Genomic DNA, 23,142 nt, shown 5'->3' on the forward strand with positions numbered 1-23,142 from the left:
GCTATTTTATATTACAGCGCAAAAAAAGGATTAAAGCCGTATATACTCGGGTTTGCTATTATTGGTTTGACGATATTTGATTTAGGCAGAATAGATACTAAAATAATTGGTAATATAAATACCAGACACGCATCATTTCTTGATAAATCAACCCAGATAAGTCTCTTAGATAAATATTTACTTGATAAGATGGACTCCGGCGAAATATTCAGAATATTTCCGGTCGAAAATCTCTTTTCCACAAAAGAATTTGCCGCTCGCGGCATAGAGAGCATCGGAGGATACCATCCCGCTAAGTTATGGGTGTACCAATCTTATCTGGATTTTACTTCAATAGATAGATCGTTCGTAAATAAATATTTCAAAAGAGAGACGAATTCGAATCGGACGGTCTTGCGAGAGCCATCCGAAATAAATAAACGTACGTCCGGTCTCGACCTCGCAGCGATATCAATTTTAAACGTAAAATATATAGTAAGCGCTTTTCCAATGAACGAACCTAAATTCGAGCTCATAAAGAAGTTCGAGATCGAAGAAAACGAATTTAATTTTCCGATATACCTGTATAATTTTAATGAAGGTATGCCCCGCGCATGGCTGGTAAATAGGGCACGCGTGTTTGAAACAGAAAAGAATATCGTCGGTTTTATGCGGATGCAAATTATGGATCCCACGAAAGAAGTATTTCTGTCTTCACCACCGGACACACCCCTTGATTCAACCGCAGTCGGTAAAGTAGAGATAATAAAATATTCATTGAATCAGATTGAAATAGCTGTTGAAACATCAGGTCAGATGATTCTCGTCATTTCAGAATTATACTATCCGGCGGGTTGGAAGATGTTTATGGACGATAATCCTATAGAAATGAAACCTGCGAATTATATTCTCAGGAGTGTGGAAATTCCACCCGGTTCACATATTATTAGAATGGATTCTCGACCACCAGCTTTCACGGTTGGATTAACTTTAACAGCAGTAGGCTATTTGGCTATTGCGGGAATATTCATCTTCCCGATTGTAAAACGAAAATTGAGTTAATATTTTGGCTGTCAGCCTTAAATACCGTTCATCTTATAATCTGAAAGCTTCTCTTTTCGTGCTTGGTATAATAATAATCCTCGGGCTGCTTTATGTTTCCCAAAATCTAACTGATCAGCTCCGGGAAGAAGCAAGAAAGACGGTAACATTTTATGCTGAAAGCTATGCGAAAATCGCTTCAGAATATGAAGTGGATGATTACAGTTTTTTCTTCGAACAGTTTGTGAGCAGAATAACGTTTCCGGTGGTAATCTCAACGATGGAGGACGATCCAAGCGATTGGAAAAATCTTGATATAGATTCTCGTGATAAATCAGACGAAGCGCTTGCCAATGTGAAGAACATATTGTTAAAGATGGATACTCAAAACGATCCCATTACCTTGAGCTACAGGCTTAAAATAAGTGAAGTGGACACAGTTATTGAAATAGCAAAACTGCACTACGGCGATTCAAAATTAATAACGCAGCTTAAGTGGTTGCCATACATAGAAATCGCTATCGCCGGAATTTTTATCCTTATCGGGTTTGCGGGCTTCCAGTTCATAAGAAGATCTGAAAGGCGTTTGATATGGGCGGGAATGGCCAAGGAAACAGCTCACCAGTTAGGTACGCCGTTATCGTCCCTGATGGGTTGGATGGAAATGCTTGAAGGTGCGGATTCGGAAAAATTGTTAAAGCTACTTCCTGAAATGCGAATGGACGTCAAGCGGTTAAACAGGGTTGCGAATAGGTTTTCACAAATTGGAGTTGGTGGAGGACTTAAGCCGACTGATTTGAATGATGTTATCGAAAGGGTTATCAACTATCTACAGAAACGATTACCGCAAAAGGCAAATAAGGTCGAGCTGGTAGGAAAACTTCGGAAATTACCTGAGGTACAAATAAACAGTGACCTATTCGAATGGGCATTGGAGAATATCATAAAAAACAGCGCAGACGCTATTTCGAAAGAAAATGGTAAGATTGAAGTATTTTCAGATTATAATGTTCAAAAAAACAGAGTGGAAATCAGAGTGATTGATAATGGTATCGGCATTCCATCAAAGTTTCATAAAGAAATTTTCAAACCGGGATATAGCACAAAATCGGGAGGATGGGGACTCGGTCTAAGTCTCGCAAAGCGTATAATTGAAAAATATCATAAAGGCGAACTCATTCTTAAAGATTCCAGGAAGAATGAAGGAACAACCATGCTGATATTTTTTAAAGTCAGGTAATGTAATGAAATCGCTCAATTTGACAAATAGAAATCAACTAATTTGAATCTTTGAAAAAGTTTGGCTGCTAACTGTTGCCGGGACAAATTAGCAGCCAAGGGAGCGTGAAAAGGGAAAGAAAAAGTATCTTTTCCTTTTCTACATATGTTTAACGTAAAAACTTTTGAAAAGTTGCATCAATAAATTATTCCTTCTCAAAGCTAAGCCGACACTATGTTATATTGAACGAATGACCTTGACTTTTATTTACAACTGAATTAACATCATTCGTAAATTTTTAAAGAGGAGATTATGCTGAATTTTATATTATTGATGAGTCAACCGGCTGATGGCGGTGAAGGATCAGGGTTTTTGGGGCTGCTTCCGTTTTTATTAATATTTTTAATTTTTTATATGTTACTGATTCGTCCTCAGATCAAACAACAGAAAAAAAAGCAATCTATGATTAAGGCGCTTAAAAAAGGCGATAACGTCATTACTGTTGGAGGATTGCATGGCACGATAGAGGGCGTAAAGGAGAAAGAAGATATTATCATTTTGAAGATTGCGGAAAATACTAAAGTAAAGGTTTCCCGAAGCTCTGTCGCTATTGCGAAGGAGTCTGCAAGCTAAACAATGTCTGCATTAAAGCTTCGATATTACGGCGATCCTATTCTGAGGCGCGAGACACATAATATTGTGGATTTCGATTCCGATTTAGAACGATTTATTCAGGATATGATTGAAACAATGCATGAGTACGGCGGTGTAGGATTAGCTGCTCCTCAAGTTGGAGATGTTAGAAGTCTGATTGTAATAGATGTGAGCGAAGAAGAAGATGAAGAGCCATCGGAACCTATCGTTATGATAAATCCCGATATACAAGAATTATACGGCGGCTGTGTTTTAGAGGAAGGTTGTTTGAGCATTCCCGAAGTGAAGGTTGAAGTTGAAAGACCCGAGGAGATAAAAGTAAAATTCCAGAATAAAAAAGGTGAAAAAAAAGTACTGCAATGCAACGGAATTCTCGCGCGTATCGTTCAGCACGAAGTAGATCATCTGCGGGGAAGGTTAATGATAGATTATATCAGCTCGGTGAAGCGGGATTTGCTAAAAACAAAGCTTCAAAAAATATCGCGTGGTGAAATTCCCGTAGGAGTTTAACTGACAGCGTCACAAATTTTCAACATAAACCAATGAAAATCCTCTTTATGGGTACCCCGGATTTTGCGGTCCCAAGTCTAATAAAATTAACAGAAAATGGATACAAACCGTCGGCAGTAATAACCGGGCTGGACAAAAAAATGGGAAGAGGACAAAAAATTATTCCCACTCCGGTAAAAATGGCAGCGGTTGATTTAAAAATTCCTGTTCTTGAGCCAAAAAATCTAAAAGACCCGGCGTTCCACCAACAAATAGAAAAGTTTGATATAGATCTTTCTTGTGTAGTGGCATTTAGAATTCTGCCACAAGTACTTATAGATATTCCCCAAATGGGTTCTATAAATCTTCACTCTTCGCTATTGCCGAAATATAGAGGAGCGGCACCGATTCAAAGAGCAATTATGGCAGGTGAGAAAGAAACAGGAGCTACGACCTTTTTCATTCGAAGAAAAGTTGATACGGGAAATATCCTTTTCAGGGACAAATTAAAAATAGGAGAACTTGAAGATTTCGGTTCGCTTCATGACAGGCTTGCGGAGTTAGGGGCCGAGCTGCTGCTGAAAACGGTAAGGGCTGTCGAATCAGGCAGCCATATTGAAGATGTTCAGGACGATTCTCAGGCTACGGATGCGCCCAAGATAAGTAGAGATGATTTACGGATTGATTGGAATCGTTCCGCTGTTGAATTACACAATCAAGTGAGAGCTCTTTCACCCTATCCGGGCGTTACGACAAATTTTAATGGTAAAGTTCTGAAAATATTTAAAACTGTTCCTGTGGCGAAAATCATTAAAGACAGAGGTCCCGGACAGGTAATTGAAGTTGGGAAAGATTCCTTTTCTGTTTCTACGGGTGACGGAGGCTTAAAGGTGCTGGAAGTACAAAGAGAAGGGAAGAAAAGGATGACATCGGCCGATTTTCTAAGAGGAACGAATATTTCTGCTGGGGATAGTTTGGCATAAAATGGAATTGTTGTTGGAGAAATTTATTCAAAAAAACGAATCGCTTGCTGAGAAAAACAACGTAAGAAAAATCGCAATCGATTTATTTCTTAACTCAAGAAAGAGCGGAGAATACATAGACAGGCTTCTGAATAAGTCACTTAAGAATTCAAAATTACTACTAAGAGATAGAAATTTTCTCACCGAATTGGTAAAAGGGACTACTCGAATGGGGGGATTATTAGAGTATTATATTCAGGAGCTCATAAAAGGAAATATTAAAAATCTGAAAATCCCGTTAAGATACATAATGACTACAGGGTTATATCAAATTTTATATATGGACTCTGTTCCCACATATGCAGCTATAAATGAGTCTGTCGAATTGGCAAAAATTTATGGAAACGGAAAAGATTCAGGGCTTGTGAACGCAGTTTTGAGAAACTTTCTAAGACGAAGGACAGAATTAGAAAATAGAATTGATTCATTACCTGATGATGAACGCATATCGGTAAAGTATTCTCATCCACTCTGGATAATTAAAAGATGGTTAAAGCGGTTTGGGGTCAGCGATACGGAAAAATCAGCTGAAATGAACAATATTCCTCCTAAAGTAACTATAAGGAAAAACAACCTTTTAAAGAAACATCCTCATTTGCAAAAAATAGATGAGATGGATGAGGATAGTATTGTCAGATCAGAGATTCTCAAGAATTACTATACGTTTCAAAGGGGATTGGACACGAATTCATGGGATGCCATCAAAGAAGGAGAGGCTACAATTCAAGACGTCAGCGCCGGAATTCCGGTTGTACTTTTAAATCCGCAGCCGGGAGAAACAATAATAGACCTTTGTTCCGCGCCGGGCGGCAAAACAAGCGCCATCGCTGAATTAATGAATGATGAGGGGAAAATATTAGCTGTTGATGCAAACAAAGAGCGTCTTTCTTTAGTTGAAGATCAAGTGAAGAGACTTAAATTGAATTGTGTCGAACTAATACATGGTGACGGAAGAGAACTTTCTTTGCCTGAGGCGGACAGAATACTAATTGATGCGCCATGCTCCGGAACGGGAGTATTAGCAAAGAGGTCTGATCTTAGATGGCGAAAGAAGAAAAGCGATATTAAGACGTTGTCTTCGCTTCAGCTCGAGTTACTTAAAAATGCGTCCAAATCGCTGAAAGTTGGAGGAGTATTGGTTTACAGCACCTGTACGATTGAGCCGGAGGAAAATTGGGAAGTGATTGAAGAGTTTTTAATTAGTGAAAAGACGTTCGAAGTTGAAAACGCAAAAAAATATATCACAGACAGGTTGGTTGACAGCAAGGGGGCAGTTGCAACATACCCGTTTAAACATTATATTGACGGTTCGTTTTGTGTCCGTATGAGAAAATATTAAAGGGATTTGATTTATTATTATGGTACGGGATTGAAAAAATATTGGAATCTAATTCAATACGCGCTTTATGTGGGATTAATATTAGGCGTTACAGGATTTTTGATGGATTTTATTATTATGCCGTTATATGTGAGAGAGGGTCAGGTAGTTACACTGCCCGATACGCAAGGAATGCTGATTGAAGAAGCAATTTCATTACTTAAAGACAAGGGATTTAACCCTGTTGAAAAAGCTCCGAAACTTACGACCACGTTCGAAGCAGGTCGCGTTTACGAACAGAATCCGGCTCCATTATCCAGGGTAAAAAAAGGAAGACGTGTCTATCTTACTCCAAGTCTTGAAGAGAGGTACATAGCAGTGCCTGATATTATTGGGTTATCAAAACGAAACGCATCTCTATCTATGGAGCGAGCAGGGTTTAGAATAGATTCGATTTTTTATGATTATTCCAACCGAATTCCCGATGGAGCAATTATCGCTCAATCATTACCCCCGGATATTGAAGCAAAGAGAGGAACTCCTATCTGGGTAACGGTTTCGCTTGGTAATCAACCCGATAATTTTAAAGTTCCTAAGCTGCTTGGTAATAGTTTAGCATCTGCAAAAGAATTGGTCGCAAAATCAGGACTTATCGAAGGTGAAATTACTTATCGGATTGATGAAGATTTAATTCCATTTACAGTGCTATGGCAATCTTTGAAAGCAGGAACAATGCTAAAAAAAAGAGTACGTATTAATTTAATAGTGAGCATTACTGATGTAAGTCTGATTCCTGAGCTGCCTGAATTTGAGGAAGAATTTTGAAGGAAATAGTCCCGTCACTTTTATCGGCAGATTTTTCTATCCTCGCCGAACAGGTTGCCCTGATGGAAGAAGCCGGCGCTAAAAGATTGCATTTTGACGTAATGGATGGACATTTTGTAAAAAATTTAACCTTTGGAGCCCCGCTGATCGCGTCTTTAAGAAATAAAAGCAAATTACATTTTGAAGCGCATTTAATGGTATCTAACCCTGAAGAGCGGATAGACGAATTTTTAGAAGTGGGGACTGATACTCTTATCATTCACGCGGAGGCTACGAACCATCTGCATGGATTGATTGGGAAAATAAAATCCGCCGGAGTTAAAGCAGGTGTTTGTATTAACCCCGCCACTCCATTATCTGCATTGGATGAAATACTTGATGACGCTGATTTCCTTCTTATAATGACTGTAAACCCCGGCTTCGGCGGACAGAAAATGATAAAATCATCTTTAGCAAAGGTAAAAAAAATTAAAGAAAAATATAGTTCGGATAAGTTATTAGTGGAAATAGATGGTGGAATCAGCCTTGAAACGGTAGCTGAAGCTGCAGGTGTAGGAACAGATTTACTTGTGAGCGGATCAGCAATATTCAAATCTGATAATCCCCTGGAGATGTTCCATAACCTTACAGAAGCAGCTAATGCGGGAGCGATGTAAAAGATTCATGGGAATTAAACGAGAAATAAAAAGAAAAATATTCCACCTTATCTCAATGATGTTTCCATTAGGCTATATTTTTATAGAACGAGAAAATATGCTCATTTTCATTGCCACTTTGTTCATACTTTCATTAGCGATGGAACTCGGAAGAATATTTATCCCGAGAATTCGGCAATATATTAATCCGATATTTGAATCCATTATGAGAGGAGCGGAAGAGAAAAAAATATCGGGAGCTACATATTTGCTTGCCGGTGCGGGAATTACAATTTATTTCTTTGATAAAGATGTTGCGATTATAGCTCTTCTACTTGTCTCTGTCAGTGATACGGCAGCGGCTATTGTAGGCACTGCATACGGCAAAGTTCGACTTTGGGGTAAGTCATTAGAAGGTTCAACAGCGTATTTTACCGCCACAGGTATTTTGATGATGTTAACTCAAAGCCTTACATTAGAACAGATGTTAGCCGGACTTTTTACAGGGACTTTAGTGGAGCTCCTACCGATACCTCTCAATGATAATCTCACTATGCCTGTTATTGCAGGATTTGCCATGCAAATAGTCGGAAGTTAAATAGATGTTGACATGGGAGATAAAAGAGGGTTAATTTAAGCAGTCAAAGAAGGTCCTAACGAAATATGGCATCTAAATTCACCAAAGAAAACATTGCAGAAATTGAAAAAGTTCTCGGAGTAAAGGCAAATGTAGGCCCGAACTATTTTAGGTTTACTCTTGAGAATAATGAAGAGAAGAGGAAACTTTCTTTGGAGATATATCCCGGATTGAAAATCGGAGATGAAGAAGGTAATTTAATCTCGATTTATACTCCAAATTCTCACCTTCAACTTCACTTTTGCGTTGGTTATGTGGTGAGTGAGATGCTTGATGAGGTGACGTTTATCTCGGAACAAGCAGGAAGACTTTGCGGCTTAATTGTTGAGAAGGGAGCAGGCTGTTCACTTTACGCTAACGTGGACAGGAAATTATTATCAGGTGATTTTACGGCGTTAGGTCCTGAAGTTATGCTTTCCGGTATTGCGCTATCTTTAACTGAAGACGTAATAGACACTAAATAAACACGCCATTTCTTATAATTTTAAAGAGAACTGATTTACACGTTTTTTATTCCGAGCAATGATCGGATTCTTAAATATAACAGCCCTATTCGGTTTAATAGCCGCATCTATTCCGCTTATCCTTCACCTTTTAAGCAAAAGGAAAAGAAAGGTTGTAAACTTCAGCAGCTTGCGATTTCTTCACGAGTTGCAGAAAAAGGAACTGAGCAGGCTGAAGTTGAAACGACTCTTATTATTGATTATCAGGACATTGATTGTGATTTCAATCGTTTTTGCGTTCAGTCGTCCTACGCTTCGCGGTTATTTACCCGGCGCTATGGCATCAACTGCCGCCGTTATAATAATCGATAATTCGCTGAGTATGAGAATGCGGGATGACGGGACTTCACTTTTTAAAAACGGCGCAGAATCGGCTTTAGAGATAATCGGAACGTTCAAAGAAACCGATAAACTTATTATTCTCAGCACTAATGGAAATTATGATGATAATGATAAAAAAGTTTGGAGTAACCCGAACGAAATCAACTTAGAAGAGATCAATGAAACTTTCGAATTCTCTAATTTAGCGGCATCACTGAATAATGCGTTGCGACTGCTTAACAGAGTTGAAGCAGCTAACAAAGAACTTTTTATTATAAGCGATTTTAAATCCGGCGATATAATTAATAAGATAATAAAGTCGGAATCTCTTAATGAAGTACATATATTTTTTGTAAAGACTACCTCGAAGAAGTTCAATACATCTATAATCAAAGTAGATCTGATAACAAAACTGCTGCGTAAAGGTGGGAATGCTGAAGTTGAAGTATCAATTTACACAGATAACATTAACTCTGAAAATGTGAGCATAGATCTTTTCTTAGAGGGAACGAGGGTCGGACAATCAACTATTTCTGTCGTTAGAGGCGCCGACTCTAAAGTGATATTCACAGTTCCAATTAAAAGTTCCGGATTTCTAAAAGGATATGCGGAGATAAGTGATGACGCGTTGATGGCTGACAACACGCGATATTTTCATCTTTTCATTCCCCCCAAAATAAGAATCTTAGCAATTGGAAGCGACGAAGACCTTCAATTTACTCTTCTTGCTCTTAAATCTTATTCATCGTACGGGTTAAATTCACCCGTTAAAAAGATAAATGCGTCAGAGACTGATAGAGTAATAACAGATGATTACGATGTTATTATTTTGTCTGCCATACCAAAGAATGATAATAGATTTATACAAAGATTGAAATCTTTTCTGAGTCGGGGAGGTGGATTGTTGATTCTGCCGGGTGGGAATTTTGACATTCCGGAATATAACCGCAAGTATGCTGCCGAACTCGCTCTTCCGAAAATAGCTTCAGTTAAAGAGAATAATGAAGAGGCAGGCGGGTATTTATCTTTTGATTTCGTGGATTGGAATCATCCGCTCTTTTCGGGTATATTTATTTCGAATGATGAAAAGACAAATTTTGCAAAATTTAAGAAAATATTTTTGTTAGATGAACCTAATGTGGGAAAAGACCTTATAAGACTTGGAGGAAATATTCCGTTATTAAAAGAATTTGAGTTCGGCGCGGGGCATATCATTATGATGATGTCTGCTCCGCTATTAACCTGGAACGATTTCCCCTTAAAGGGCTTATGGGTTCCGTTTGTTTCAAGGTCTATTGAATATTCCATGACAGGTCAGGAATCTTTTTCTGATACAATAAAAGTCGGAAGCGAATTATTATTTGAATTAACGAACGCTACCGTAGAAAATAAAATTGAGATCATTACTCCCGATGGAAGAGTATTTTCACTTCAGCCAACCAATATTGGTAATATGATAGCGACAAAATTCAACGAAACATTTAGCCCGGGTTCATACGTCTTAAAAGTGGGCGACGAGAAAAAATCAATTCATACGGTCAATATAGATAAAAATGAAATGGTGGCGAAAGTGAATATAGACAGATTCGCGGAGCTCTTTTCGGATAACTATTTAAAAGTCAGCTCGCCTTCTAAAATAATAAATGAAATCGGTAACTCTCGTTTAGGTGTCGAATTATGGCGTTATTTTACGATTTTAACATTTATATTATTGGTAACAGAAATGGCGCTTCAAAAAAGCTATGACCTGAAAGAAGAATAGGATTGATGAAGTCCGATAAATAATATATTAAATTATAAAATAATAACGGACAGTTCAGTTGGAAGAAGGAATAAGAAAAAAAAATAAATTAGAGAATGCGATCCTCGTAGGTGTTGGATTGCGTAATGCCGGAAAAATCGAAATGCATGAATCTCTTGAGGAACTCAAACATCTTGCTTTGACAGCCGGAGCAGAAGTCGTCCAAGTCCTCCACCAACAATTAAATTCAATCAACCCTGCAACTTATATCGGAAAGGGAAAAGTCGCCGAGCTTTCTGAATTGGTAAAGCAAAACGATTGTAAACTGGTGATATTTGACGACGAACTTTCGCCGGCTCAGGCATCTGCATTAGAAAAAAAACTTAAATGCCCGGTGATTGACCGCACAGGTTTGATATTGGATATCTTCGCTATCCACGCAAGGACCAAAGAAGCTAAAATACAGGTAGAGCTGGCGCAGAATAACTATCTGCTACCTCGATTGACAGGCCAGTGGACACATCTTGAGAGACAGGAAGGAGCTATAGGCGCGCGAGGGCCGGGTGAAACTCAGCTCGAAACTGATAGGCGTGCTGTGAGAAAGAGAATTGCGAAACTTGAAAAAGATCTTAAAAGATTTGATGCTCAACGACACGTGAGAAAAGCAGGACGCACAGGATTCAAAATGGTGGCAGCAATTGGATATACTAATTCCGGAAAATCAACATTACTAAATGCACTTTCAGGAGCTGATACGCTTGTGGAAGATATGCTTTTTGCTACCCTTGATACGACAGTCAGAAAAGTGAAATTAAACAACGGAACCGAGATATTATTAAGCGACACGGTCGGATTTATTCGGAAGCTCCCGCATGATTTAGTCGCATCGTTTAGAAGCACACTTTCGGAATCGATAGAAGCGGACCTGCTGATTCACGTTGTTGATGCCAGCCACCCAAATTTTAAAGCACAAATTGAAGCTGTAATGACTGTGTTAAATGAAATTGAAATAGCGGATAAACCGATGATTATGGTATTTAATAAGGTGGACAAAATCGAATATGAAGAAAGAATGAGCGCCTTACGGAAAAATTATCCTGAAAGTATTATGATTTCAGCCCTGAAAGGCACGGGATTAACGGAACTTAAATCGAAGATTGTGGATATTATTACAAAATCGCACGTAACGAAAACGGTTTCCATTCCACAAATTGATGGAAAGCTATTGGCGTATATTTACTCTTCGAGTAATGTGCTTGAAAAATCGGAAGTAGGCGATGAAATAATTCTGACGTTTGAAGCTCCGATTGAAGTGGCTTCAAAAATCGAAAGTGACATCAAAAAACTAAATGAATATTAATAATAGATTCTGATTTTCTTTTCAGTGATTGATCTCTTTATAAAATAATATTAAACCCCAACAGAGTGTTCAATCGGGAACCGTTTAATCACGGTGGGCACCTCCAGAGCGCTTCTGGTTTCCGCCTGTGTAAATGGGGCATGCCATCCACGGCCTGAGATGAGTTCCCTGCTTTAGAGTGTTGGTTCCAAGCATAACACTCAATTTGTTGGGGTCTAAATTGGGAAAAATTTATCAAAGAACAATGGCACCTCCCGTTTGGGTTATATGCCTGATATCTATTAGAAAGATATAAGAAAAAGCTTAATAAGTCAATAAATATAAACTGACTCAGAGCGGAAGCGAAGGATCAAGCGTTTCACTTTCGGTCCGGGCGATGGTGACGGTTCCTACGGAATCGCTCCAAACATTAACAGTTGTACGCATCATATCCAGTACCCTGTCAACGCCTACAATGAGACCTACTCCTTCGAGAGGAAGTCCTACCGCATTCAATATTATAGTCATCATCACCAAGCCTGCCATTGGGATTCCGGCTGCTCCGATTGATGCCAGCAGAGCGGTGACAACTACGATCATCTGCTGGGTAAATGATAAGTCTATGCCGTAAGCTTGAGCAATGAACATAGCTGCAACACATTCGTAAAGGGCTGTTCCATCCATATTAATCGTCGAGCCAAGCGGAAGAACGAAACTGGAAATCTTGTTGGATACTCCCGCTTTTTCCCCCACACTCTTAATCGTGAGCGGTAACGTAGCCGAGGAAGATGCTGTGGAAAACGCTGTTGTAAGAGCAGAAGCCATAATACGGAAGAATGCTATCGGATGAACTCGGGCGATAAAGAATAATATTAATGGAAGCGTTACCATACCGTGAATAAGAATTCCTCCGGCGACCACTGCCATATAGCTCAGGAGTGGGATGAAGGTTGAAAAACCGGTCTGCGCAACGATTTTTACCATAAGTCCAAAGACTCCGATCGGAGCGAGCCGAATAATAACGTTTGTCATTTTCATCATTATGCTGAAGAAAGTATTGAAAAGGCGGGTCATTTCTACACGAGGCTTTTCGGGTAGTTTTGTAATAAAATATCCGAAAAAGATGCAGAAAAATATTATTGGCAGTATATCGCCATCTGCCATAGATGCGATGGGATTGGTAGGAATTAACCTATAAATAATATCCAGAGGCGAATCAATAGTGGTGAGCCCGGTGGGCGCTTCGGAAAAACCGAGATCGGCTCCAACTCCGGGTTTAAAGATATTAACCAGAACCAATCCGGTTAATATAGCCAGCAAGCTTGAACTGATATAAAAAGCGAATGTCTTGATTCCGAGCTTCCCAAGCTTTTCAGCCGAACCGACGGAGGTAACACCTGAAATTATCGATGCAATGATGAGAGGAACAATTATCATCTTTAATAGGCGGAGAAACAAATCGCCTAAAAAAGAAATCCAGAGCAGTTTTTCGCCAAAAACCGCGCCGGCAATAACGCCCAATACGAGGGAAATTAATATTTGCCAATGAAGTTTTAGTTTCACCTTTTGCCTCGTTAAAAGATTACATTTGAAATTAAGAACTCAAGTTTAGGCAGGGTGAGTTTAATCTTCAAGAGAAAAATAAATATCTCTTGTAAGTTATCTTAAGGTGTCCGATAATATGCCAATCTATAAAATATGATGGCACCCAAACATTAAGGATTATCATATGCCGAACCGAAAAGCAGCAAAAGAAGATCTGAACCTTAATAATATCGTATTAAAACAATTCGATAAAGCCGCATTAACTCTCAATTTACCGTCTGGATTGATAAGCCAGATCAGAGCATGTAATGCGGTTTACCAGGTTCAATTTCCTGTAAAAGTCGGGCATCATTATGAACAGTTTACGGGTTGGCGAGCGGAGCACAGTCAGCATAAAAAACCGCTAAAGGGGGGGATTCGTTATAGCCCTACAGTTTCCCAGGATGAGATTATGGCATTGGCGGCGCTAATGACCTATAAATGCGCTATAGTGAATGTACCATTCGGCGGCTCAAAAGGAGGAGTCAGGATAGCTCCGTGGAAATATAAAAGAAGTGTAATTGAAAGGGTGACAAGGAGATTTACGGCTGAACTTATAAAGAAAAATTTTATCGGACCCGGAGAAAATGTACCGGCGCCTGATATGGGAACAGGACCCCGTGAAATGGCATGGATGGCTGACACATACGATGTGTTCAATCCGGGCGGCCTGGATAATATGGCTTGTGTTACCGGTAAACCTGTAGAGCAGGGGGGAATCCAGGGCAGGAGAGAAGCAACAGGTCAGGGTATCCAATATGGAATAAAAGAAGCCACTAATGAAAAAAGCATTATGAAAAAACTTGGCTTATCACTTGGTATTGAGGGAAAGAAAATTGCTGTTCAGGGTTTTGGAAACGTCGGGTGGAACGCATCAAGATTTCTTTATCAAGAAGGGGCAATTATAGTGGGCATTGGAGAGTGGGATGGTTGTATAAGTAATCCCGCTGGAATTAACCCTCATGATGTGTTAAAACATCGGAAGGCAACAGGTTCCATAAGAGATTTTCCGGGCGCCAAGACTATAAAGAATCCGAAAGCGGTGTTAGAGCTCAAGTGTGATATATTGCTGCCTGCGGCATTAGAAAATCAGATAACTCTCTCGAATGTAAAAAATATAAAATGTAAAATATTAGCGGAAGGCGCAAACGGACCTACTACTCCCGGCGCGGAAAAAATCTTGTTGAAAAATGGTGTTTTTATAATTCCGGATATTTATTTGAATGCCGGTGGAGTTACGGTATCGTATTTCGAATGGGGTAAGAACCTGACGCATATGAGATACGGCAGGATGGAAAAAAGATTAGACGAAATAAAAGCAGAGCAGCTTCTTAATATGAACGAACGCTATTTTAATAAGCCTATTGACAAGAAAACAAAAGAATTGATAATTAAAGGACCGGATGAAATTGATCTTGTAAACTCCGGTCTTGAAGAAACTATGCGTGATGCATTTATCGAAATTATGTACGTTTATAAGCGCAAAAAAAGTGTAAACGACCTGCGTACAGCCGCATTCGTGCTTGCCATAGAAAAAGTAGCTACCACATATATGCAGCTTGGAATTTTCCCTTAGAGTTTACGTCGGTAATACTCGAATGTAAGCCCGGTCTCGTTCCAATTTTCAATGCTTGACAGGAGAGTGACTTCTCCTCCCATCTCGGCGGAAATTCCCTTCCGTACTGTCCCGGTAATGTATTCATAGCCCCGGTCTTTGCTCCACCATAAATAGGTACTTTTCAGCTCGGCGGCTATCCCTTTTCCGCGGTAGGATGGCATAACTCCATACGCGTATGTGTATAAAGTATTTTCCTTGCCGAGATTTTGGTCATTTTTCGCCCAATCAAGATTTGCGAATTGTTCCAGCGGTACTCCGATAATAAAGCCTATCGGATGTCCTTCATGGCGAGCGATAAACGGATATGTGGTAGGCGGATTAAAATAGTTCAGTATATCATTTTTTGTTGCCAGAAGCTTCAAACCGAAGCTTTCAACAAGCGACTGAGCGATATGGATAAGTGGTTTAATATCTTCCGAGCCTAAAGACCGGAGAAGCTCTATGGTAAATCCGCCGTCAATTCGCCTTATAAATTTAGAGGTTGATACCTCTGAACTTGGGTCGAAGCCATGAGTTAGCGGTTCATAGTCTTTAAACATTATAGAAATCATTCATATATAGTGAAATTGTAGAAATAAATTATACTATAGTCAAGTAAGCAGAAAACATATTAAATGGGTATTATATGTCCGAATTATAGTGTTTACCACCAATTATGGTTGAATAATAACCATAAAAAGGATAGATTCACTCTCTTGAGTAGCCAAATATATGAGTTTTAACGATAAATTAAGATCAGTCATCAATACCAAGAATAGTCACCTATGTATTGGACTTGACCTAAATCTTGAACATTTCCCAAAATCCATTCTTTCGTCCCAAGACCCATTTATTGATTTCAATAAGCAGATAATCAAATATACGGAGGATCTTGCTGCTGTTTATAAACTCAATCTCGCTTTTTATGAAGCGTTAGGGCAAGATTGTCACAGGGTAATAAAAGAGACTCTTGCTATGGTTCCTGATGATGTGCTCACTATCGCAGACGCCAAGAGGGGCGATATCGGCGCCAGCTCGGAGATGTACGCAAAAGCCATTTTCGATGAGTACGGATTCGACGCTGTCACCGTCAGCCCATATATGGGATTTGATTCGCTGCAGCCATTCACAAATTACAACGATAAAGGAGTATTCAGTTTAGTGCTGACTTCAAATTCAGGAGCGGAGGATTTTCAATATCTTACTGATGAGAGTGGTAAACCGTTGTATATCGCGGTAGCGGAAAAACTGTCTGCATGGAATAAGAACGAAAACATAGGTATGGTATTGGGCGCAACACATATTTCAGAGCTAAAGGCAGCGCTGAATGCAGCGCCGAATCTTCCCTGTCTGGTACCGGGAGTAGGCAAGCAGGGAGGTGATGCCTCTGGAGTCAGAGATGCATTTCGTGATGTCGGGAATGAACTTTTTATCGTAAATTCATCCCGTGGAATTATCTATGCTTCAGATGGAGATGACTTTGCTTCCGAAGCGAGGGAAGCAGCAAAAACTTTAAGGGATAGTCTAATCTGATGATGCTGTCAGAAAATGAAATAAAAGAGCTGTTCGTTAAAGCCGGAGCGTTGAAGAAAGGTCATTTCCGATTGACTTCCGGGCTGCACAGCGCGCAATATGTTGATAAATTCAAAATTCTAAGTAAACCTGCTCTCGCAGCTCCTCTTCTAAAGGAGATGGCAGTTCCTTGGAAGGATAAGAATATAGATATAGTCGTGGGACCTGCCATCGGCGGAATAATATTAGCCTATGAGATAGCGCGTCAGCTCGGAACTGAAGGGATATTCCTCGAACGGAAAAATGGCGAGATGACATTCGGACGAGGTTTTAAAATTGAACCGGGTCAGCGTGTGCTGGTGGTGGAGGATGTTGTTACTACCGGCGGTTCTGTAACGGAAGTTTGCGAACAAGTAATAAAAGCCGGGGGAGTCATATCAGGCATATCCTTAATGGTTGACAGAAGCGGCGGAAATGTGAGCTTTGAATCGGAAACGCATGCGTTGATGACATTGGAATTGGAAGTATACGATGAAAACAGTTGTCCGCTCTGCCGGGAAGGCGTTGATTTAGTCGCTCCGGGGAGTACGGGTAAGTCGTGAAAGTCATCACGTTAGCATCAGGCAGTAAGGCAAACTCCACATATATCGAATCCGGTGAGACGAGACTTATCTTTGATTTTGGTCTTTCTTGTAAGGCGACAGTTCAAAGACTTAAGGAAATAGGGATAATGCCAATGAGCCTTTCCGGAATATTTATCTCTCATGAGCATCAGGATCATTGCAGGGGATTAAAAGTATTCTCTAAAATGTATAATGTTCCTATTTACGCTAATGAGCCTACAGCCCGGCTTTTGGAAAATAACTTTACGCCAAATATAAAAATCCGCAGAATTTTATCTCAGGAAGCAATTAAAATCGGTGAAATAAAAGTGCATCCGTTCAGTGTACCGCATAACAGCGCTGATCCGTTGGGATTTACGATTTCAGCAAAAAAGAAAAAAGCGGGCATACTCACCGATTGCGGCTTTGCCACCGGTTTGATTAAACAACGGTTAAAAGGCGTGGATTTGCTCTTGATAGAATCTAATTATGATGAAGGAATGTTGAAGCATTCTTCCTATCCATGGTCGATAAAGCAAAGAATAAGCGGCAGACTCGGTCATTTATCAAACAAGGAAGCTGCGGCGCTGATAGCCGAAATATTTGAAGGTAGGCCTGCGAAGGTGATATTGGGTCATATCTCAGAAAATACCAATACGTTTGAATTGGCTGATAATGCCGTAAAATCTGCGTTACGCGGTAATGGCGATTCAGTTCACCAAATCTTCTCCGCCCCAAGAGATAAATTAGGTCCGGTATATAATTTATAAATATTTTCGAATCATTGATAATTAAAGTCTAAGTGCAACTAACCTGCCGATTAATTATATTTTAACGACGATAAAGAAAAAAGACTATTGGTTGACCCGATACGTAAATGTAAAATAATATTTCAGGAGAATATTAAAATGAGAAAAATTTGGATAATGTTGGCTCTGGTTGGATTGCTCGCCGGTTGTTCAAAAAATGCAGAAGAAAAAGTCGGAATGGAGACAAATATGACCCATGAAACGCTTACTCAAGAGCAGATTAAATTAATAATGGAAGAAGTATCTGCATTGGGTACTCCAACGATAGAAGCTGACGAGGTAGCAGTAATTGAAACTAAGTTCGGAAGAATTGTAATTGAATTCGATATAGAAAATGCGCCTGTTCATGCGGCAAACTTCAAAAAATTAGCTCAAGCCGGCTATTATGATGGAATAACATTTCACCGGATAATTCCCGGATTTATGATTCAGGGCGGTGATATAAACTCTCGTGACGATGATCCGACCAATGACGGTATGGGCGGTCCGGGATATACTGTTGGCGCGGAAATACATAATGTTCATAAGCGAGGAGCGATAGCAGCGGCAAGAACAGGAAACAGCACTAATCCGGAACGAAGGTCAAGCGGAAGTCAATTTTTCATCTGTCATGTGGATATTCCACATCTTGACGGCGAATACACGGTGTACGGTAAAATAATTGAAGGGATTGAAGTTATTGATAAAATAGCCGAAGTCAATATAGGTCCCGGCGATAGGCCTTTAGAGGACGTTGTTATGGACCGGGTATATATGACAACGAAATCGGAACTCTGATATTGAGTCAGTGAAAAAAATGACGTTATCTCATCTGGATAAAGATGGAAAAGCTTCAATGGTGGATGTCAGTGATAAGGAAACGACTGTCAGGACTGCGACCGCAGTGGGTGAAGTAAAACTCAATGAAGAAGCGTTTATCGAAATAATAAAGGACAAAAACAAGAAAGGTGACGTCCTAACAGTAGCAAATATAGCAGGAATTAATGCGGCGAAGCGAACTTCGGAGATTATACCTCTGACTCATCAGATTAATTTGAGTCATATTAATATTGAGTTTAAACTTGACGAGGAACAAAAATTGGTTAAAATAACCGCTACTTCAAAGGCAAAGGACAGCACAGGCGTGGAAATGGAAGCGTTGACTGCTGTCACGGTTTCCGCTCTGACTATTTATGATATGTGTAAATCCGTGGACAGGACAATCGAAATAAGCAATGTGAAACTCATTTTCAAATCAGGAGGGAAAAGTGGAATATTTGAAAATGAGTAATCTATATGACATTTATAAACGTAACCAATTATTAACATTAGCCGTTGTATTGGAGCAAAACGTATATTAATTGGAGGAATATATGGTCAAAGCGTTATGGAATGGAGAACTACTGGCTTCGAGCGATGAATGTATCGTAGTGGAGGGGAATCAATATTTTCCTCCTGACAGCATCAACCGAGAGTTTTTCAAAGAGAATGAGAATCATTCGACCTGTCCCTGGAAGGGAGAAGCAAGTTATTATACCATTGAAGTAAATGGAAAGGAAAATCAAGATGCTGCCTGGTATTATCCGGATGCTTCGGAGGCAGCAAGTTCGATTAAAAATTATGTTGCGTTTTGGAGAGGTGTTGAAATTCAAACTAGTTAAAATCAAAATAGGATTATATAATGCCTAATGTAGGAATTATAGCCGCTTTTTTCGGCGGATTCATCTCGTTCGTTTCCCCTTGCGTACTTCCGCTCGTTCCAGCGTACATCACATTTGTGTCGGGCTTGTCAATTGATGAATTGAAGAACAGTAAAGATTCGAAGAAAACCAAAAAGGTTTTGTTATTGAGTCTTTCTTTCGTGCTTGGGTTTTCAGTGGTATTCATACTTCTTGGAGCAGCGCTTGCAGGATTATTTTCAGCGTTTTTCAAACAGCCGTTATTTTACAGGATAGCAGGTCTGGTCCTTATCTTTTTTGGTCTTCATCTCGCGGGTGTGATTCCCGTACGATTTCTTCAATATGAAAAACGTCTCAACATTAATCCCAAAGAAGTTGGATTCGTAGGCGCATTCCTTATCGGGCTTTCATTTGCAGTAGGCTGGAGTCCATGCATCGGACCGGTTCTTGCGGGAATCCTTGCAATCGCAGGTGTTCAGGGAGGCGCTGTAGAAGGAATGCTATTGCTTTCGGCTTATTCCCTCGGACTTGGAATACCGTTCATCCTGACAGCATTTGCGGCTAATAAATTTGTAACTTTTTCGACGGTCATGCGAAAGCATTATAAATTGATAGAGATAATAAGCGGAATGTTTCTTGTAGGAATAGGTGGGATGATATTTTTCAATCTATTCTTTAAGTTAACGCTGTATTTCACAAAACTCTTTCCATGGCTTTTAAACATAGGTTAAAATGAAGATATTAAAAATAATCGCAATTTCGTTACTGATTTTAGGTATTGTATTTGATTATTATTTAGATGTTGACGCTAATGTTCCCAACGTTGTGGATGAAGAAGATTATCAGATGGCTCCCGAATTATCTTTGAAAACTCTTAACGGGGAAGATTTCAATCTCGTCGATTACCGGGGTAAAATCGTGATGCTGAATTTTTGGGCTACATGGTGCGGACCTTGCAAATTGGAGATTCCCATACTGAATGAACTGTATAACGGCTACAAGAATGACGATGTTATTGTCGTTGGCGTGGCAATAACTTCCGGCTCAAAAGATGATATAGAGTCATTTATGAAATCATATGACATAGATTACCTTATTTTATACGGTTCTGACGATGATATAGCCGGACTTGTTTATGCGTATGGTAATTTCGCTTCAATACCGTCTACTTTCCTGATTAATCAGAAGGGAGAAGTGACGAATTATTTTATGGGCGCGCAGAGCAAAGAAGTTTTTGAAGCGGGGATTCGGAACCTTTTAGATTCTAATCTCTGAATTTCACTGTTGATATTGAATCAGCGCTGAAAATATTTTTTTAAGGAAGTTAAATAATCGTAGTTCTCATCATTCGATTAATTATATATTCCTCTTCAAGTAACCAGATACACCGACAAACTCAACAAGGGAAAATCTAATGATTCGCAAAGAAGACGCTTTAGAGTACCATTCAAGAGACAGAAAAGGGAAAATAGAAGTAAATGTAACAAAACCTTTTCTCACACAGAGAGACCTTTCGTTAGCTTACACTCCCGGAGTGGCAGTACCCTGCCTCGAAATAGAGAAAAATCCGGATGATGCATACGAATATACCGCCAAGGGAAATCTTGTGGCAGTAATCACCAACGGAACGGCAGTTTTGGGACTCGGAAATATCGGAGCATTGGCGGCAAAGCCGGTAATGGAAGGGAAAGCGGGTTTGTTTAAGCAATTCGCAGATGTGGATGTGTTCGACATCGAGCTTGATACCGAAGACGAAGAGGAATTTATCAATGCGGTCAAGCTGTTAGAACCGACATTCGGCGGTATAAATCTTGAGGACATTAAATCTCCGGAATGCTTTACGATTGAAGAGCGATTGAAAAAAGAGATGAATATTCCTGTATTCCATGATGATCAACACGGAACCGCCATAATCTCGGGAGCAGCATTAATTAACGCTCTTGAAATAACAGGAAAAAAGGCGAGTGAAATAAAGATAGTCATATCAGGCGCTGGTGCGGCAGCGATATCATGTACACGGCATTATATTAATCTTGGAGTCAATAAGAAAAATGTCCGAATGGTTGACAAATTAGGAGTAATATATAAGGGAAGAAAAGGGGACATTAATAAATATAAAGCTGAATTCGCGGTTGATACCGACGAGCGAACTTTAGCCGACGCGATGAAGGGGGCGGATTTTTTTTGCGGTCTGTCCGTAAAAGATGTCCTCACTAAAGCTATGGTGAAAACCATGGCGAAAGACCCTATAATATTCGCATTGGCAAATCCCGATCCTGAAATAACTTATGAAGACGCGAAAGACGCGCGACCGGACGCTATTGTCGCCACCGGCAGGTCTGATTATCCCAATCAGGTGAATAACGTTCTCGGATTCCCTTTTATATTCCGGGGCGCTCTGGACGTGAGGGCAAAGACGATAAACGAAGAGATGAAAATTGCTGCAACATACGCTCTCGCGGCATTAGCCAAGGAAGATGTGCCTGATGCTGTTGCAAAAGCATACAATGTAAAGAGCTTCAAGTTCGGACCTGATTATATTATTCCCAAACCGATTGATTCGAGAGTGCTCATATGGGAAGCAACTGCCGTCGCAAAAGCTGCTATGGACAGCGGCGTTGCGCGTATAACCATTGATTTGGATGAATATAAGGAATCTCTCGAAGATCGACTCGGTAAATCAAGGCAGGTAATGCGCCTAATGATTAGAAAGGCGCGGAATAATCCAAAGAAAATAGTGTATCCTGAGGGAGATAACGATAAGATATTACGCGCATGTCAGATAGTTCTTGACGAAGGTATTGCCAAGCCGATTCTCCTCGGCAATAAGAAAAAGATACAAAATCGAATTAAATCGCTTCGTTTGGATTGTAATGGAGTGCAGATTATAGACCCGAATGATGACGAGCTTAGAAAAACTTACGCTGAAAAATTCTCAATTCTGCGGCAGCGGAACGGTGTTACATACGATGATGCTTATCAGAGTATAATCAATCCGAATTATTTTGGCGCCATGATGCTTCATATCGGGGATGCTGATGGGCTTGTATCGGGAATATCGCAGCAATATCAAAAAACCATTCGACCCGCGCTTCAGGTTATTAATACAAAAAACGGTATTAATCGTATAAGCGGCGTTTACCTTATGATATTCAAGAACAAAATAAAATTATTCGCGGATACAACGATGAACATAGACACTACTCCTGAGATATTAGCCGAAACAGCGCTGCTTACGGCTGATTTGGCTCGTGAATTTGATATGGAACCGCGGGTGGCAATGCTTTCATTTTCTAATTTCGGCAGTTCACGACATCCGCAGGCAAAAAAGGTAGCGGCAGCGGTGAAACTTGTGAAAGAACAGGAGCCGGACTTAATTATCGACGGTGAGATGAATGTTGATGCGGCGGTGACCAAATCAGTGCTGAGGGAGAATTATCCTTTTTCCACGCTTCAGAAAGAAGCGAACGTTCTGATATTTCCCGATTTAGCTTCCGGGAATATTGCCTATAAACTTCTTATGAGACTCGGAGGAGCGGAAGCTGTCGGTCCGATACTTGTCGGGTTGGAAAAACCTGTTCATGTATTGCAAATCGGTTCATCCGAAGTTAAAGATGTGGTGAATATGACTGCGATAGCAGTCGTAAACGCTCAGAA

At 40.0% G+C, this 23,142-nt stretch carries 24 protein-coding genes; 22 read left to right on the forward strand and 2 right to left on the reverse strand.

The features are described from left to right. The 12 genes from IIB39_09595 to hflX all read left to right on the forward strand — a co-directional run. A partial coding sequence (locus tag IIB39_09595) for a YfhO family protein (GenBank protein MCH8928951.1) occupies nucleotides 1-1,041 on the forward strand: 1,041 nt, incomplete at its 5' end. Between the two features lie 4 nt (nucleotides 1,042-1,045). Continuing rightward, the gene (locus IIB39_09600; protein ID MCH8928952.1) at nucleotides 1,046-2,260 is read left to right on the forward strand and encodes a HAMP domain-containing histidine kinase; all 1,215 of its coding nucleotides are present in this window, start codon (nucleotides 1,046-1,048) and stop codon (nucleotides 2,258-2,260) included. Nucleotides 2,261-2,551: 291 nt separating this feature from the next. Continuing rightward, nucleotides 2,552-2,872 (forward strand): preprotein translocase subunit YajC, encoded by a 321-nt coding sequence (gene yajC / locus IIB39_09605; GenBank protein MCH8928953.1) that lies wholly within the window; start codon nucleotides 2,552-2,554, stop codon nucleotides 2,870-2,872. Nucleotides 2,873-2,875: 3 nt separating this feature from the next. Beyond that, entirely contained in the window at nucleotides 2,876-3,403 is a 528-nt protein-coding gene (gene def / locus IIB39_09610; GenBank protein ID MCH8928954.1) for a peptide deformylase, read from the forward strand. Nucleotides 3,404-3,450: 47 nt separating this feature from the next. Beyond that, the gene (locus tag IIB39_09615; protein ID MCH8928955.1) at nucleotides 3,451-4,365 is read left to right on the forward strand and encodes a methionyl-tRNA formyltransferase; all 915 of its coding nucleotides are present in this window, start codon (nucleotides 3,451-3,453) and stop codon (nucleotides 4,363-4,365) included. Nucleotide 4,366: 1 nt separating this feature from the next. After that, complete coding sequence (gene rsmB, locus IIB39_09620) at nucleotides 4,367-5,743, forward strand: 16S rRNA (cytosine(967)-C(5))-methyltransferase RsmB (GenBank protein ID MCH8928956.1); 1,377 nt, start codon at nucleotides 4,367-4,369, stop codon at nucleotides 5,741-5,743. Between the two features lie 30 nt (nucleotides 5,744-5,773). Continuing rightward, on the forward strand, nucleotides 5,774-6,547 hold the full coding sequence (locus tag IIB39_09625) for a PASTA domain-containing protein (protein ID MCH8928957.1): 774 nt from the start codon (nucleotides 5,774-5,776) through the stop codon (nucleotides 6,545-6,547). Beyond that, a complete protein-coding gene (rpe, locus tag IIB39_09630; protein ID MCH8928958.1) occupies nucleotides 6,544-7,203 on the forward strand; it encodes a ribulose-phosphate 3-epimerase in 660 nt (219 codons plus the stop codon). Before IIB39_09625 ends, rpe begins: the two co-directional genes overlap by 4 nt. Nucleotides 7,204-7,210: 7 nt before the next feature. Beyond that, nucleotides 7,211-7,780, forward strand: coding sequence for a hypothetical protein (locus IIB39_09635; protein ID MCH8928959.1), 570 nt, complete (start codon nucleotides 7,211-7,213; stop codon nucleotides 7,778-7,780). A 65-nt stretch (nucleotides 7,781-7,845) separates the two neighbouring features. Then, nucleotides 7,846-8,283: a hypothetical protein gene (locus IIB39_09640; protein MCH8928960.1), complete on the forward strand. Its 438-nt coding sequence runs from the start codon at nucleotides 7,846-7,848 to the stop codon at nucleotides 8,281-8,283. A gap of 58 nt (nucleotides 8,284-8,341) precedes the next feature. Further along, nucleotides 8,342-10,405, forward strand: coding sequence for a BatA and WFA domain-containing protein (locus IIB39_09645; protein MCH8928961.1), 2,064 nt, complete (start codon nucleotides 8,342-8,344; stop codon nucleotides 10,403-10,405). Between the two features lie 58 nt (nucleotides 10,406-10,463). Next, nucleotides 10,464-11,744 (forward strand): GTPase HflX, encoded by a 1,281-nt coding sequence (gene hflX, locus IIB39_09650; GenBank protein MCH8928962.1) that lies wholly within the window; start codon nucleotides 10,464-10,466, stop codon nucleotides 11,742-11,744. A 330-nt stretch (nucleotides 11,745-12,074) separates the two neighbouring features. On the opposite strand, the gene IIB39_09655 is transcribed toward hflX, so the two are convergent. Further along, a complete protein-coding gene (locus IIB39_09655; GenBank protein MCH8928963.1) occupies nucleotides 12,075-13,286 on the reverse strand; it encodes a dicarboxylate/amino acid:cation symporter in 1,212 nt (403 codons plus the stop codon). Nucleotides 13,287-13,452: 166 nt separating this feature from the next. Here IIB39_09655 and IIB39_09660 point away from each other — a divergent pair, with 166 nt between their 5' ends. Next, nucleotides 13,453-14,883: a Glu/Leu/Phe/Val dehydrogenase gene (locus IIB39_09660; protein MCH8928964.1), complete on the forward strand. Its 1,431-nt coding sequence runs from the start codon at nucleotides 13,453-13,455 to the stop codon at nucleotides 14,881-14,883. On the opposite strand, the gene IIB39_09665 is transcribed toward IIB39_09660, so the two are convergent. Beyond that, a complete protein-coding gene (locus IIB39_09665; protein MCH8928965.1) occupies nucleotides 14,880-15,464 on the reverse strand; it encodes a GNAT family N-acetyltransferase in 585 nt (194 codons plus the stop codon). The two genes, IIB39_09660 and IIB39_09665, sit on opposite strands and share 4 nt — an antisense overlap. A 172-nt stretch (nucleotides 15,465-15,636) precedes the next feature. On the opposite strand from IIB39_09665, the gene pyrF reads away from it, so the two are divergent. The 9 genes from pyrF to IIB39_09710 form a co-directional block, all read left to right on the forward strand. Continuing rightward, nucleotides 15,637-16,437 carry an orotidine-5'-phosphate decarboxylase gene (pyrF, locus tag IIB39_09670; protein MCH8928966.1) on the forward strand — a complete coding sequence of 267 codons (801 nt, stop codon included), beginning with the start codon at nucleotides 15,637-15,639 and terminating at the stop codon, nucleotides 16,435-16,437. A gap of 2 nt (nucleotides 16,438-16,439) precedes the next feature. Next, nucleotides 16,440-17,018 carry an orotate phosphoribosyltransferase gene (locus IIB39_09675; protein MCH8928967.1) on the forward strand — a complete coding sequence of 193 codons (579 nt, stop codon included), beginning with the start codon at nucleotides 16,440-16,442 and terminating at the stop codon, nucleotides 17,016-17,018. Then, nucleotides 17,015-17,788 (forward strand): MBL fold metallo-hydrolase, encoded by a 774-nt coding sequence (locus IIB39_09680; protein ID MCH8928968.1) that lies wholly within the window; start codon nucleotides 17,015-17,017, stop codon nucleotides 17,786-17,788. The genes IIB39_09675 and IIB39_09680 overlap by 4 nt, the downstream gene beginning before the upstream one ends. Before the next feature lie 270 nt (nucleotides 17,789-18,058). After that, nucleotides 18,059-18,604 (forward strand): peptidylprolyl isomerase, encoded by a 546-nt coding sequence (locus tag IIB39_09685; GenBank protein ID MCH8928969.1) that lies wholly within the window; start codon nucleotides 18,059-18,061, stop codon nucleotides 18,602-18,604. A gap of 19 nt (nucleotides 18,605-18,623) precedes the next feature. Continuing rightward, nucleotides 18,624-19,097 (forward strand): cyclic pyranopterin monophosphate synthase MoaC, encoded by a 474-nt coding sequence (moaC, locus tag IIB39_09690; protein MCH8928970.1) that lies wholly within the window; start codon nucleotides 18,624-18,626, stop codon nucleotides 19,095-19,097. Nucleotides 19,098-19,179: 82 nt separating this feature from the next. Beyond that, nucleotides 19,180-19,467, forward strand: coding sequence for a DUF427 domain-containing protein (locus IIB39_09695; GenBank protein ID MCH8928971.1), 288 nt, complete (start codon nucleotides 19,180-19,182; stop codon nucleotides 19,465-19,467). Nucleotides 19,468-19,487: 20 nt separating this feature from the next. Then, nucleotides 19,488-20,216, forward strand: a complete 729-nt coding sequence (locus IIB39_09700) for a cytochrome c biogenesis protein CcdA (GenBank protein ID MCH8928972.1) — start codon at nucleotides 19,488-19,490, stop codon at nucleotides 20,214-20,216. Between the two features lies 1 nt (nucleotide 20,217). Then, nucleotides 20,218-20,760 carry a redoxin domain-containing protein gene (locus tag IIB39_09705; protein MCH8928973.1) on the forward strand — a complete coding sequence of 181 codons (543 nt, stop codon included), beginning with the start codon at nucleotides 20,218-20,220 and terminating at the stop codon, nucleotides 20,758-20,760. Nucleotides 20,761-20,899: 139 nt separating this feature from the next. Further along, the coding region (locus tag IIB39_09710; GenBank protein MCH8928974.1) for an NADP-dependent malic enzyme at nucleotides 20,900-23,142 on the forward strand (2,243 nt) is incomplete at its 3' end.

The organism is Candidatus Neomarinimicrobiota bacterium, assembly GCA_022573815.1.
Classification (GTDB): Bacteria; Fidelibacterota; SORT01; order SORT01; family SORT01; genus JACZTG01.

What these genes read in the sequence shown, in the direction of transcription:
- yajC (MCH8928953.1), top strand. Translation starts at nt 2,552, where the DNA reads ATGCTGAATTTTATATTATTGATGAGTCAACCGGCTGATGGCGGTGAA.
- def (MCH8928954.1), top strand. Translation starts at nt 2,876, where the DNA reads ATGTCTGCATTAAAGCTTCGATATTACGGCGATCCTATTCTGAGGCGC.
- IIB39_09615 (MCH8928955.1), top strand. Translation starts at nt 3,451, where the DNA reads ATGGGTACCCCGGATTTTGCGGTCCCAAGTCTAATAAAATTAACAGAA.
- rsmB (MCH8928956.1), top strand. Translation starts at nt 4,367, where the DNA reads ATGGAATTGTTGTTGGAGAAATTTATTCAAAAAAACGAATCGCTTGCT.
- IIB39_09635 (MCH8928959.1), top strand. Translation starts at nt 7,211, where the DNA reads ATGGGAATTAAACGAGAAATAAAAAGAAAAATATTCCACCTTATCTCA.
- IIB39_09640 (MCH8928960.1), top strand. Translation starts at nt 7,846, where the DNA reads ATGGCATCTAAATTCACCAAAGAAAACATTGCAGAAATTGAAAAAGTT.
- IIB39_09645 (MCH8928961.1), top strand. Translation starts at nt 8,342, where the DNA reads ATGATCGGATTCTTAAATATAACAGCCCTATTCGGTTTAATAGCCGCA.
- IIB39_09660 (MCH8928964.1), top strand. Translation starts at nt 13,453, where the DNA reads ATGCCGAACCGAAAAGCAGCAAAAGAAGATCTGAACCTTAATAATATC.
- IIB39_09665 (MCH8928965.1), bottom strand. Translation starts at nt 15,464, where the DNA reads ATGTTTAAAGACTATGAACCGCTAACTCATGGCTTCGACCCAAGTTCA.
- pyrF (MCH8928966.1), top strand. Translation starts at nt 15,637, where the DNA reads ATGAGTTTTAACGATAAATTAAGATCAGTCATCAATACCAAGAATAGT.
- IIB39_09675 (MCH8928967.1), top strand. Translation starts at nt 16,440, where the DNA reads ATGCTGTCAGAAAATGAAATAAAAGAGCTGTTCGTTAAAGCCGGAGCG.
- IIB39_09685 (MCH8928969.1), top strand. Translation starts at nt 18,059, where the DNA reads ATGGAAGAAGTATCTGCATTGGGTACTCCAACGATAGAAGCTGACGAG.
- moaC (MCH8928970.1), top strand. Translation starts at nt 18,624, where the DNA reads ATGACGTTATCTCATCTGGATAAAGATGGAAAAGCTTCAATGGTGGAT.
- IIB39_09695 (MCH8928971.1), top strand. Translation starts at nt 19,180, where the DNA reads ATGGTCAAAGCGTTATGGAATGGAGAACTACTGGCTTCGAGCGATGAA.
- IIB39_09700 (MCH8928972.1), top strand. Translation starts at nt 19,488, where the DNA reads ATGCCTAATGTAGGAATTATAGCCGCTTTTTTCGGCGGATTCATCTCG.
- IIB39_09705 (MCH8928973.1), top strand. Translation starts at nt 20,218, where the DNA reads ATGAAGATATTAAAAATAATCGCAATTTCGTTACTGATTTTAGGTATT.